Below are 12717 nucleotides of genomic sequence, written 5' to 3'. Positions count from 1 at the left end.
CGGGGCGGCGGCAACAAGGTAAAATCCGGGGCAGAACTCCCTGCGGAACAACCGTATTGAAACAGCGCAATAGCGATATTTTAAATGAACCTGCCCCAAACCCCTACTAACTTTTTCAAACAGCTGCGTTTCATCCTGGTCGAAACCAGTCGCGCGGGCAATATCGGGGCGGTGGCGCGGGCCATGAAAACCATGGGTTACAGCGACCTGGTGCTGGTCAATCCGCGCTTTGCCGATGCCGTGCAGGACCCGGAGGCGGTGGCATTCGCCAGCGGCGCCCAGGATATCCTGAGCGGCGCCCGCGTGGTCGGCAGCATGGCCGAGGCGCTTGACGGCATCAACTTCGCGGCGGCCGTCAGTGCGCGCCTGCGCGAATATTCGCCGCCGGTGCTCACGCCACGGCAGTTTTCCACGCAACTGGTGGCGCAGCCGGCATTGCACGCGGCTGTCATTTTCGGCAACGAACGCTTCGGCCTGCCCAACGAGGTGGTCGAGCAGTGCAATGTGCTGATCAACATTCCCGCCAATCCCGAGTATTCGTCGCTCAACCTGTCGCAGGCGGCGCAGGTGGTGGCGTACGAGTGCCGGATGGCCGTGCTCGACCAGGCGCCGCAGGTGCTCAGCGTGCGCCAGCCGCAGGGGGACGCCAACGAGATCGGCTTCCACGGCGAAGCTGCCAGCCTGGCGCAGATCGAGGGCATGTACCAGCACCTGGAAAGCGCGCTGGTGGAGATCGGTTTTCTCGATGCCGGTAATCCGCGCAAGCTGATGCCGCGCCTGAAGCGCCTGTTCGCGCGGGCGCAGCTGGAGAAGGAAGAAGTCAATATCCTGCGCGGGATTGCGCGGCAGATGACCTCGGGGCGCAAGTGATCCGGGCCTTCTGCCGGTGCGGGATGACGGATACTCGCGTTCGTCGTGCGCTGCCGACGCCAGGCCTGGTGCATACATCAACCTTATCTCGATGATCAAACGTCTGCTGATCCTCTTATTGGTGATCGAAGTGCTGGGCGTGCTGGCCGTGGCCGCCGGCCTGCGTACCTGGCTGCCTGCCGGCTGGCCGGCACCGGTCGCGGTACTGGTCGCACTGGCCGGCGGTGTACTGGTATTGCTGCTGGTGCGCATGCTGATCGCCGCCAACAATTTCCGCATCAGCTGGCGCGCGCGCAGCGTGCCCGACGCCATCCATGCGCTCGACCCGCTCACCGCTACGCGGCTGTTCTTGCATGAGTTCGCGTCCACCATGCTGACGTCGTCCTGGTATATGTTGCGCCCCGTCGGCCTGCAACTGCAGCCGCAGGCGCGCGGGTTGCCGGTACTGCTGATCCATGGCTACGGCTGCAACAGCGGCTACTGGCGGCCGATGAGCGACCAGCTGCGCGCCGCCGGTATCAGTCATTACGGCATCGACCTCGAGCTGCCCGGCGCCGCTATCGACGATTTCGCGCCGCAGGTGCAGGCGGCGGTAGAACATTTGTGCGCGGTGACTGGCAGCGCGCAAGTGATCATCCTGGCCCACAGCATGGGCGGGCTGGTGGCGCGCGCGTACTTGCGCCACCACGGCGCGGACCGGATTGCCCGCGTGATCACGCTGGGCACGCCGCACCACGGCACCGTGCTGGCCGACCTCGGCCCCGGCAGCAACGCGGTGCAAATGCGCTGCGGCAGCGATTGGCTGGGCACGCTGGCCGCCTTCGAGGCAGCAGGTGACGCTAATTTGCAACGGAACTTGTTCTGTTCCATTTATTCTGTCCACGACAACATCGTCGCCCCGCAGAACTCGAGCGAGCTGCCCGGCGCGCGCAACATGGTGTTCGGCGCCATAGGGCACGTGGCGCTGGGCCGGCATCCGGAGATCGTGCGCTGTGCGCTGGCAGAAATCGTTTCCACGCAACAGTGTGACTTTGTGTGACTTTGTGTTGTTCTTGGTTGCTGTATGGTTACTCCCGTGAAGTGCAGCAAACAAGGCGGACCGGCCGTGACAGACTATGGCACATTGATACTCGAGCAAACGCCGGACGCGGTGATCTTGACACGCCTGGACGGCGAAGTGGTCTACTGGAACAACGGCGCCGAGGCCGTGTTCGGCTATCGCAGCACGGAGGCAATAGGCCACCGGCTGGCCGACCTGATCGAGCCGCCTGGCGCGCAAGACGCCGCCAGTTCCGACACCGTGCTGCGCCAGACCCTGGCGGCCGGATCGGCCAATTACGAATCGCTGCGCCACGCCCGCGACGGCGTGCTGGTGTACATCGACAGTTCAAGCAAGCTGGTGCGCGACGCCGACGGCGCGCCTGAATATATTTTGTGGAGTAAAAAAGACGTTACCGCGCTGCGGGTTTTGCGTGACGCCAAGCTGGTTGAAGCGCGCTTCCATGGCATCCTCGATTCGATGCCGGACGCCATCGTGGTGGCCAATATGACCGGCCGCATCGTGCTGGCCAACGGCCAGGCCGAAAAGCTGTTCGGCTATGCCCAGGGCGCGCTGCGCGGGCTGGAGCTGGAAGCGCTGATGCCGGCGCACATGCGCAGTGCCCACCGCAGCCACCGGGGCGGCTATATGGCGCAACCGTCGGTGCGGCCGATGGGCGCGGGTCTGGCGCTGTATGGCTTGCGCAGCGATGGCGTGGAGTTTCCGGTGGAGATCAGCCTGAGCCCGATCACGACCGAGGAGGGTACCTTGGTCATCAGCGCGATCCGCGATATCAGCGAACGTAAACTGGCTGAATTGGCGTTGCAAGAAAAGAATATTGAACTGGCAAAAGCCAATGCTGCCAAGGACCGCTTCCTCGGCGGCATGTCGCACGAGTTGCGCACGCCATTGAACGCAATCATCGGATTTACAGGTACTATGCTGATGAAGTTGCCTGGACCCATCAATACGGAACAGACCAAGCAGCTCCGGATGGTGCAGGACAGCGCCCGTGATCTGCTAACGTTGATTAACGACTTGCTCGACCTGACCCGGATCGATACCGGCAAGGTGCAGCTCGACATCGTGGCGGTGGAGTGTCGTGCGCTCGTCGATGAAGTGTTGGCGCTGCTGGCGCCGCAGGCGCACGCCAAGAAGCCGGCGGGACTGGCTTTCGACGTCATAGCGCCACCGGACTTGCCGAGCGTGCGGACCGACCGCCGCGCGCTGCAGCACATTTTGATGAACCTGGTCGGCAATGCGATCCGGTTTGCCGACCAGGGCCCGCTGCAGGTGCGGCTGGCGCCGGCCACCGTCGGTACGCGCCCATGCCTGACCATCAGCATCGGCGATACGGCAGCCGGTGCGGCGCCGTTGCAAGCCGTGTCGCAACTGGACACGAGTGCAATGCAGCAGTTCGAAGGCGCGGGCTTGAGCCTGCACCTGAGCCAGAAACTGGCAGCGCTGTTGCATGGAGAGATATTGTTCGACAGCGCGTATGGCGTGGGGAGCGTGTTGACCCTGGCCTTGCCGCTGGAGACTTGAATAAGGAGTCTTTGTGTCTGCAAGAATACTGATCATCGAAGACAACGCCACCAACATGGAGTTGATGGTGTACCTGTTGCGCGCCTTCGGCTACACGCCGCTGTCAGCGTCCGATGGCGAGGCCGGCGTGGAGGCGGCCCGGCGCGAGCAGCCCGACCTGATCATCTGCGATGTCCACCTGCCCAAGCTCGACGGCTATGGCGTGGTGGCGGCGCTCAAGGCCGATCCGGCCACGCGCGACATTCCGGCCCTGGCCGTGACCGCACTGGCCATGGTGGGCGACCGCGAGCGCCTGCTCGAAGCGGGCTTCGACAGCTACATCGGCAAGCCGATCGAACCGGATACTTTCGTCAAGCAAATCGAGTCTTTTTTGACCGGGGAGATGTCGACCCCGCCTAAAACCGACATCGCCACGATCCTGATCGTGGACGACCATGTGCTCAACCGCGAATTTTTGATGACGCTGCTCGGTTACGGCGGTTACCGCCTGATCGAAGCGGCCAATGGCGCCGAGGGCCTGAAAATGGCGCTGGCCGACAAGCCCGACCTGGTCATCTCCGACATCCTCATGCCCAATATGGACGGCTACGAGTTTGTCACGCGCATGCATGAACATCCGGACACGGCCGATGTGCCGGTGATTTTCTATACCGCCACCTACCGCGAACGCGAGGCGCTGGCAGTGGCCGAGTCGTGCGGCGTGCGCTGGGTGCTGCCCAAGCCGTCCGACCCGGACGTGATCCTGCGCACGGTGCAGGAAGCGCTGGGCCACGAGCCCACCCCGGTCGTGGAGTCGGACGACGACCGCACCGCCGTGGTGCCCGACCTGCCGCAGGAAAAGCGCCTGCTCGACATCGACCACCAGGTCGCCGAATACCTTGACGAACTCGAATCGAGCAGCCAGCTGATCTCGCGCCTGGCCTCGGCGCCGGCGGCGGTCGATGTCGCCGCCGAAGACCTGGCGCGCATGACCCAGCGCCTGTCGCGCTCGCTTTCAAGCTTGCAGGCGGTGAGCCTGCGCCTGACCGCGCTGATCGAACTGGGCATCGAACTCGGTGCCGAGCGCGATCCGCGCGCACTGCTCGAAATCGGCTGCCGCGTGGCGCAGAATATCTGCGTCTCCAAGTACGCCTGTATCGGCGTGCTCGACGAAGAGGGCGTGGCGCTGGCCTACTATTCCAGCTGCGGCGCCGGCGTGCCGATCCACGAAATCGCCCAGAACCCGCGTGCGGGCGTGCTTGGCGGCCTGCTCGAACAACGGATCCCGTGCCGCATCAACGACCTCGATGGCGCGCCGTTCAATGTCGGCCTGCCTGCCAGCCATCCGCCGGTACACACGTTCCTCGGCGTGCCGATCGCCTCGCGCGAGCGCATCCACGGCTGGTTGTACCTGGTCGATAAACTCGGCGCCGACGGCTTTTCGGAAGTCGATGAACGGGTGGCGGCCACCGTGGCCGCGCAACTGGCCGGCGCCTACGAAAACCTGCAACTGTACGACGAGATCAAGCGCAACCACGCCCAGCTCACGCTGGACATGAACGCCCGCATCCGCCTCGACGAAGACTTGCGCCGCTTCCGCCTGGCCATGGACGCCACCGCCGACGCCATCTTCCTGGTCGATCGCGCCGGCATGTGTTTTGTCGATGTCAATGCCACCGCCTGCCGCATGCTCGGTTTCGAGCGCGAGGACTTCCTGCAAGTGGGTCCCAACAAGCAGGTGGAGGGGGACCTGGTCAAGCTCGAAGTCCTGTACGAAAAACTGCTGTCCGGCGACCAGAGCGGCGCCATGACGGAACTGCTGCTGCAATGCCGCGACGGCTCGCCGCTGGCGGTGGAAGTGCAGCGCCGCACGCTGCGCTCGGGCTCGAGCTGGATCCTGGTGGCGGTGGCGCGCGATATCACCGAACGCAAGGAAGCCGAGCAGCGCCTGCTCAAGCTGGCCCACTTCGATACGCTGACCGGTTTGCCCAACCGCAGCCAGTTCAACGATTCGCTCACCCACTCGATGCGCCAGGCCGCCGAGCACCACTGGTCGCTGGCGGTGCTGTTCCTCGACGTCGACCGGTTCAAGAACGTCAACGATACGCTCGGCCACACCATCGGCGACGAGTTGCTGCGGCAGTTCTCGAGCCGGCTGGTCGATTGCCTGCGCGTGCGCGACACCATCGGCCGCTTCGGCGGCGACGAGTTTGCCGCCATTTTGATGCTGCCCGAGGGCGCGCAAAACGCCGTGATGGTGGTCGATAAGATCCGCGAAGCGCTGCGCCGCCCGTTCGACCTCAAGGGCCACGAGGTGACGGTGACGGCCAGTATCGGCATCTCGGTATTCCCCGACGACGCCGCCGATCCCGACACCCTGATCCAGTACGCCGACACTGCCATGTACCGCGCCAAGGAAGCGGGGCGCGACGCGTTCCGCTTCTTCACCGCCGAGATGAACGCGCAGTCGATGGCGCGCCTGGAACTGGAAAACGCGCTGCGGCGCGCGATCGAGAACGATGAATTCGTGCTGCACTTCCAGCCCAAGGTGAATATCTCGAGCGGTCGCATCAGCGGCGCCGAGGTGCTGATCCGCTGGCAGCGCCCGGGCCATGGCATGGTGTCGCCCGCGCTGTTCATCCCGATCCTGGAAGAGACCGGCCTGATCGTGCGGGTGGGTAACTGGGTCATCAACGAAGCGTGCCGCAAGATCGCCCACTGGCGCCGCACCAGCGCCGGCGCCGTGCACCTGTCGGTCAATGTGTCGGGCATCCAGTTCTTCGTCGGCGGCCTGGAAGAGGAAGTGCTGCGCGCCATCAAGGAGCACGATATCTCGCCCGAGCTGCTCGAACTGGAACTGACCGAGAGTTCGCTGATGTCGAATGCCGAAGAAACCATCACGGTACTGCAGAATTTGAAAGCGCTGGGCATCAAGATTTCGATCGACGACTTCGGCACCGGCTACTCGTCGCTGGCCTATCTAAAACGCTTCCCGATCGACAAGCTCAAGATCGATATCGCCTTCGTACGCGAAGTGACAAGCAACCCGGACGACGCGGCCATCGTGCTGGCGATTATCAACATGGCGCACAGCCTCAAGCTCGACGTGATTGCCGAGGGCGTGGAAAAGGATGCGCAACTGGCCTACCTGCGCCGCCACGGCTGCGACGAGATGCAGGGCTATTACTTCAGCCGGCCGCTCCCCGAAAACGAATTCGAAGCCATGCTGCGCGACGGTCGCACCCTGCAGGCGCCTGCGGACGAGCAGGCCACCGAGCAGCCGACGCTGTTGATTGTCGATGACGACGCCTTCATGCTCGACGTGCTGACCGATTTCCTGTCGCAGGACGGCTACCGCATCTTGACCGCGCAAACCGCTGCCGAAGGTTTCGATATCCTGGCCCGGCACCGGGTGCAGGTGATCCTGTGCGACCAGTGCATGCCGTTGATGAGCGGCACCGAGTTCATGGAGCGGGTAAAAAACCTGTGCCCGGACACGTTCCGCATCATGCTGTCGGCCTATGCCGACCTCACGCCGATCATGGCGGCGATCAACCACGGCGCCATCGACCGCTTCTACACCAAGCCGTGGAAGGGCGCGGCGCTGCGCGAAAATATCCGCGAGGGCTTCCGCCTGCATGCGCAGGCGCATGGCAAGCTGCCGTTCATTAACACCGAGCAGGCCTGAGCAGGGAGGCGCACCGCTGGCATCGGTGGTATGCTGGCGACAGATTTCACCGAGACCACCCCGCCATGCAACAAAAAGCCCCCCGCCGAACCCGTGAGCGCATCCTCGAACTGTCGCTGCGCCTGTTTAACGAGTTCGGCGAACCCAATATCACCACCACGGTGATCGCCGAAGAGATGAATATCTCGCCGGGCAATCTGTACTACCATTTCCGTAATAAGGACGACATCGTCAATTCGATCTTCGTGCAGTTCGAGGCCGAGATCGAGCGCATCCTCACGGTGCCCAACGGCCGCCGCTCGAACATCGACGACGTCTGGATGTATTTGCACCTGATGTTCGAACTGATCTGGCGCTACCGCTTTTTTTATCGCGACCTCAACGACCTGCTGTCGCGCAACCGCAAGCTCGAGTTGCACTTCAAGCAGATCCTCGACCACAAGATCAAGGTGGCCAAGCAGCTGTGCGAAGACTTGCGCAGCGAAGGTTCGCTCGAAGCGTCCGACGTCGCCATCGACGCCATGGCCACCAATATGGTGGTGGTGGCCACGTACTGGCTGTCGTACGAATACGTGCGCAATCCGCGCAAGTACAGCGAGCAGCAATCGATGGCCGACGCGCTGGCGCGCGGCTGCTACCAGGTGTTGTCGCAGATCGGCCCGTACCTGCGCAACGAGACCAGCTTGCTGTTCCAGAAGCTGTCCGAGGAATATCTGAAAAAGCTGAATTAGTATTTTTACGTCACGGAGATAGCATGGTCTGGACCGCCTTCCCGTATCCTGATGCCGGATACCGTCACACACCGGAGAGCCTGCAACAGGCCTGGCCGGTGCTGCACAGCGGCGACTGCGAACCGTTTCCCACCCATCCGGCGCTGGTGCAGGCCTGGATCGCCTTCCACGCCGGCGAGTTCGAGCGCGCCACGCGGCTGGGCCTGGACGTCGGTGTCAACGGCTATGCCGTCGCCCACAAGGCCATCTGCATCTACACGCAGTACCTGGAAACCAATCCGCGCAAGAAAATCGCCACCTTCGAATGCGTGGCCGAGCGCTGCGAACGCCAGCAGCGCGAGCAGCCCGGCAACCCGTCCGGCTGGTACTGGCACGGCTATGCACTCGGCTATTACTCCACCGGTATTTCCGTGGTCAAGGCGCTGGCCCAGGGCCTGGGCGCCAAGGTGCGCCACAGCCTGGAAACCACGCTGCGGCTGGCGCCCGAGCGTCCCGACGCGCACGTGGCGCTGGGCGTGTATCACACCGAGATCGTCGACAAGGCCGGCGCCATGATCGGCGGCCTGACCTATGGCGCCAAGAAGGAGGAGGGCTATCGCCACTTCGAGACCGCCTTGCGGCTCAATCCCGGGTCGGCGATTGCCCGCGTCGAATATGCGCGCGCCTTGCGCCTGCTGGAAGGCAAGCGCAAACTGGCTGAGGCACGGACCATGCTGGAACAGGCGGCGGCAGTGCACGCGCACGACGCCGTGGAGCGGCTCGATATCGAAGCTGCCCGATCAGAACTGAACACAAAACTCAACGAGGAAAAGCAGCAGTGACCAAAACCATTTGTGTATATTGCGGCGCCAACGCCGGCATCAGCGACAACTATGCGGCAGCGGCGCGCGCGCTGGGCGCGGCCATGGTGGAGCAAAACCTGGCGCTGGTGTACGGCGGCGGCAAGGTGGGCCTGATGGGCATCATCGCCGACGAGGTGCTGCGCCTGGGCGGCGAAGTCACCGGCGTGATTCCCACCGCGCTGGTCGAGCGCGAAGTGGGCCACGCGGGCCTGACGCGCCAGTTCATCGTCAAGGACATGCATGAACGCAAGGCCATGATGGCCAGCCTGTCCGACGGCTTTATCGCTATGCCCGGCGGCATGGGCACGCTGGAAGAACTGTTTGAAATGCTGACCTGGTCGCAGCTGGGCATCCATGCCAAGCCGATCGGCCTGCTCAACGTCGATGGCTTTTACGATGGCCTGATCGACTTCATCGGCCACGCGCGCGAGCAGGGCTTCATCCGCCCGCAGCACGCGGCGCTGATGATGTCGGCCAATGAACCCGAAGCACTGCTCAAACTCCTCAAGCAGTAACCACCCCGGAGGCGCAGCCATGCAGCTCCCTGTCGTGCAGCCTACAGTTGTACCGCCTCGCATCCTGATCCTGGCCGTCGGCAGCGCCGGCGATGTCTATCCCTTCATCGTCATCGGCCAGGCACTGCGTGCGCGTGGCTACGAAGTGACCTTGATGGCCTCGGCCAATTTCGAGGAACGGGTGCAGCGTGCCGGCCTGCAGTTCATTTCGGGCTTGACTCAGGCGGAGCTGGACGAGGGCGTTCATGACCCCGACCTGTGGCACCCGGTCAAGGGCTTTGCCACCATCTGGAAATACATGGCGCGCCACCTGCCGGCAGCTTACAACCAGCAGCTGGCGCTGGTGCGCGAAAAGCCGACCCTGATCGTCGCCAGCACGCTGGGCCTGACCGGCCGCCTGTTGCAGGAAGCGCACGGCGTGCCGCTGGTCACCGTCCACCTGGCGCCGTCGTGCCTGTTCTCTGCCGACGATACGGCCGTGCGGCGCGGCTTGCACTGGCCGCGCGGCTGGCCGCGCTGGGCGGTGCGCATGACGCTTGGTTTGATCGATCGCCTGATGGTCGACGCCGTGGTGCGGCCCGCACTGAACGGCATGCGCGCCCATATTGGCCTGGCGCCGGTGCGGCGCGTGATGAGCCAGTGGCTGCACTCGCCGCAGCACGTGGTCTGCGCGTGGCCCGCCTGGTTTGCCGCGCCGCAGGCGGACTGGCCGCCCAATGCGGTATGCGCCGGCTTTCCGCGCATGCCCTCATCAAGCAGTGCGCTCGAGCCGGACTTGCAGCGCTTTATTGACGACGGTGACGCGCCGATTGTGATTACCCCCGGCTCGGCAATGGCGCATGGCGGCGATTTTATTGCTCGGGCGCTTGCCGCCGCTGCAGCATTGAAGGTGAGGGCGGTGGTGGTGACGCCGTACCGCGAGCAGGTACAGGAGCATTTGCCGCCGACCGTGCATTACATCGCCTACGTGCCGTTCGATGTGCTCAGCCGCCAGGTGGCAGCCTTCGTGCACCACGGCGGCATCGGTACCAGCGCCACCGTGCTGGCGGCGGGCAAGCCGCAGCTGATCGTGCCGTTCGCGTTCGACCAGCCCGACAATGCCGCGCGCCTGACGCGCCTCGGCGTGGCGGCCACCGTGCTGCCCGATGCGGCGGCGGCCGTGTGGCAGCAGGCGCTCGCCCGTTTGCTCGACGATCCGGCAGTGGCCAAGGCCTGCGCCACGTTTGCCACCGTGATGGCAGCGGAGCGGCCGGCGGCGGACCGGATCGCTGAGATTATCGAGAGCAATCCCGGGCCGGGCCAGTGACCTGACGTTTCAGCGCGCATCGGGCGTGGCAGGCCCGGCTGGCCGATAACAATCGTCTCGGTGACCGATGTGCTGGTGTTGCGGCGATGCTGTTGCTTGCGTGGAGACATCTCCCTATGATCGACATGGGTGAGAGATGACGTCAACCACGGAGACCAGCCATGCATAACGACAACAACAGCGACAACAACAGCGACATCGACAGCGGCGCCGACCGCCAGGCCGGCACCAGCCGCCGCACCGTTCTCAAGGCCGTCGGCGCCACCGCCACTGGCTTGCTGCTCGGCGGCAGCGCCTGCGCGGCCGCACCGCGCAAGCGGTATGCCGTGGTGGGCGTCGGCTCGCGCGCCCGCATGTTTACGCGCGCGATCACCGACGACTTCCGTGACGATAACGAAATCGTTGCCGTATGCGATAACAACGCCGGCCGCGCGGCGCTGGCCGTGCGCACGATCGCCGCCACCGGCGCCAGCCAGCCCCGCGCTTACAGCGCCGCGCAGTTCGACACCATGATCCGCGAGACCAAGCCCGACTACGTGATCGTGACGACTGTCGATGCCACCCACGACGATTACATCGTGCGTGCGCTCGACCTGGGCTGCGACGTCATCACCGAGAAGCCGATGACCACGACGGCCGCCAAGGCCCAGCGCATCCTTGACGCCGTCAAGCGCAGCGGTCGCCACGTGCGCGTGACGTTCAATTACCGCTACGCGCCGCCGCGCACGCAGGTCAAGGACATCTTGATGAGCGGCGAGATCGGCGATGTGCTGTCGGTGGATTTCACATGGCTGCTCAATACCGTCCACGGCGCCGACTACTTCCGCCGCTGGCACAGCAACAAGGCCCGTTCCGGCGGGCTGATGATCCACAAGGCGACCCACCATTTCGACCTGGTCAACTGGTGGCTGGGCGCCCAGCCCGAGCGGGTGCACGCGTTCGGCTCGCGCCAGTTTTACACGCCGCAGACGGCTCGCCGCCTGGGCCTGCAAGGCGCGCACCAACGCTGCCTGACCTGCACCGAAAAAGCCCAATGCGCGTTCTATTTCGACCTGGCGGCCGATGCGGGCCTGAAGGCGTTGTACCTGGAAAATGAAAAATACGATGGCTACTTCCGCGACCAGTGCGTCTGGCGGCCGGAGATCGACATCGAGGATACGATGAATGTCATGGTCCGCTACGACAACAACGTCCAGCTCAACTACGCGCTGTCTGCCTACGATGCCTGGGAGGGGTACCACATCGCCTTCAACGGCACCAAGGGTCGGCTCGAGCACCGCATCGTTGAAAAAGTGGGCGTGGCCGGCGCCAACGAGGTGCAGAGCATGAGCGAAGGTGTGCATACCCGCGTCATTCCGCTGCGCGGCGCCGCGCGCGACATCGAGCCCTGGGCAGGCAAGGGCGGCCACGGCGGCGGCGACCTGGTGATGCTCACCGAAATCTTCGGCAAGGCCCCGGCCGACAAGTACCTGCGCATGGCCGACGAGCGTGCCGGCGCCTGGTCGTGCCTGGTCGGGGTGGCTGCCAACCAGTGCTTCGAGACGGGGCAGACGGTGAAAATTGCCGACCTGATCAAGGGGCTGACGCCACCGGATCGGCCGGCCATGCCATCGCGCACCGGGCCGCTGAAGGTGAAAGTGACCTGACCGTCAGGTCCACAGCTTGCCACTGCCGGTATCGAGATGGGTGAGGTACAGCCGCAAGTCGAACTCGTACTGGTGGTAGTTCGGTTCCATGTACGTGCACAGTTTATAAAACGGCTTGTCGTGCTGCTTTTCCTTTACGTGCGCCAGTTCGTGCACGGCGATCATGCGCAGGAATTCCAGCGGCACCTCCTTGAACATGGTGGCCACGCGGATCTCGTGCTTGGCCTTGAGCTTGCCGCCTTGCACGCGCGAGATCGACGTGTGTAGCCCCAGCGCGTGGTTGATCACGTGGATCTTGCTGTCGTATTCGACCTTGTTGATCGGTTCGGCGTTGCGCAGGTGTTCCTCGCGCAAGTCCTGCACGTAGTTGTACAGCGCCTTGTCGGTACGTACGTCGTGCGCCTTGCTGTAGCGCTTGAGCAGCACCTCGCCCAGCTTGTTCTGGGCCAGCAGTAGCGATACTTGTTGCTGGGTTTGCTCGGAATAGGCGCTCAGGTACTTCAAGGCAGGCATGGCAGGAAGGCGAAAAATCAATCGAGGGCGCAATGTATCATAC

Annotated in this window: 10 protein-coding genes; 9 read left to right on the top strand and 1 reads right to left on the bottom strand. The window is 64.0% G+C overall.

All coding sequences use genetic code 11. The features are described 5' to 3' along the window. Window positions 1–84: 84 nt before the first annotated feature. From ASF04_RS05330 to ASF04_RS05290, 9 genes are all read left to right on the top strand, one after another. A complete protein-coding gene (locus ASF04_RS05330) occupies window positions 85–870 on the top strand; it encodes an RNA methyltransferase (RefSeq protein WP_056138785.1) in 786 nt (261 codons plus the stop codon). A gap of 91 nt (window positions 871–961) precedes the next feature. Beyond that, complete coding sequence (locus tag ASF04_RS05325; RefSeq protein WP_056138782.1) at window positions 962–1909, top strand: triacylglycerol lipase; 948 nt, start codon at window positions 962–964, stop codon at window positions 1907–1909. 66 nt (window positions 1910–1975) lie between these two features. Beyond that, window positions 1976–3454 (top strand): PAS domain-containing hybrid sensor histidine kinase/response regulator, encoded by a 1479-nt coding sequence (locus tag ASF04_RS05320; protein ID WP_056138780.1) that lies wholly within the window; start codon window positions 1976–1978, stop codon window positions 3452–3454. Window positions 3455–3467: 13 nt separating this feature from the next. After that, entirely contained in the window at window positions 3468–7121 is a 3654-nt protein-coding gene (locus ASF04_RS05315; protein ID WP_056138779.1) for an EAL domain-containing protein, read from the top strand. Window positions 7122–7186: 65 nt separating this feature from the next. Next, window positions 7187–7852, top strand: coding sequence for a TetR/AcrR family transcriptional regulator (locus tag ASF04_RS05310; protein ID WP_019921990.1), 666 nt, complete (start codon window positions 7187–7189; stop codon window positions 7850–7852). A gap of 23 nt (window positions 7853–7875) precedes the next feature. Then, a complete protein-coding gene (locus ASF04_RS05305) occupies window positions 7876–8673 on the top strand; it encodes a hypothetical protein (RefSeq protein ID WP_056138777.1) in 798 nt (265 codons plus the stop codon). Further along, complete coding sequence (locus tag ASF04_RS05300) at window positions 8670–9209, top strand: TIGR00730 family Rossman fold protein (RefSeq protein ID WP_056138775.1); 540 nt, start codon at window positions 8670–8672, stop codon at window positions 9207–9209. The genes ASF04_RS05305 and ASF04_RS05300 overlap by 4 nt, the downstream gene beginning before the upstream one ends. Window positions 9210–9228: 19 nt before the next feature. Next, window positions 9229–10515, top strand: a complete 1287-nt coding sequence (locus ASF04_RS05295; RefSeq protein ID WP_056138772.1) for a glycosyltransferase — start codon at window positions 9229–9231, stop codon at window positions 10513–10515. Between the two features lie 161 nt (window positions 10516–10676). Then, the gene (locus ASF04_RS05290; protein ID WP_056138770.1) at window positions 10677–12161 is read left to right on the top strand and encodes a Gfo/Idh/MocA family protein; all 1485 of its coding nucleotides are present in this window, start codon (window positions 10677–10679) and stop codon (window positions 12159–12161) included. 3 nt (window positions 12162–12164) lie between these two features. Here ASF04_RS05290 and ASF04_RS05285 read toward each other — a convergent pair whose 3' ends face one another. Further along, window positions 12165–12674: a YgjP-like metallopeptidase domain-containing protein gene (locus tag ASF04_RS05285; RefSeq protein WP_056138768.1), complete on the bottom strand. Its 510-nt coding sequence runs from the start codon at window positions 12672–12674 to the stop codon at window positions 12165–12167. Window positions 12675–12717: the final 43 nt, after the last annotated feature.

The organism is Duganella sp. Leaf61, assembly GCF_001421905.1.
GTDB lineage: Bacteria > Pseudomonadota > Gammaproteobacteria > Burkholderiales > Burkholderiaceae_D > Rugamonas > Rugamonas zoogloeoides.
Note: the sequence above shows the minus strand (reverse complement) of the source record. Positions and strands in the feature narration are given on the sequence as shown.

Coding starts and splice junctions, on each gene's coding strand:
- ASF04_RS05330 (WP_056138785.1), top strand. CDS start 85: ATGAACCTGCCCCAAACCCCTACTAACTTTTTCAAACAGCTGCGTTTC.
- ASF04_RS05325 (WP_056138782.1), top strand. CDS start 962: ATGATCAAACGTCTGCTGATCCTCTTATTGGTGATCGAAGTGCTGGGC.
- ASF04_RS05310 (WP_019921990.1), top strand. CDS start 7,187: ATGCAACAAAAAGCCCCCCGCCGAACCCGTGAGCGCATCCTCGAACTG.
- ASF04_RS05305 (WP_056138777.1), top strand. CDS start 7,876: ATGGTCTGGACCGCCTTCCCGTATCCTGATGCCGGATACCGTCACACA.
- ASF04_RS05295 (WP_056138772.1), top strand. CDS start 9,229: ATGCAGCTCCCTGTCGTGCAGCCTACAGTTGTACCGCCTCGCATCCTG.
- ASF04_RS05290 (WP_056138770.1), top strand. CDS start 10,677: ATGCATAACGACAACAACAGCGACAACAACAGCGACATCGACAGCGGC.
- ASF04_RS05285 (WP_056138768.1), bottom strand. CDS start 12,674: ATGCCTGCCTTGAAGTACCTGAGCGCCTATTCCGAGCAAACCCAGCAA.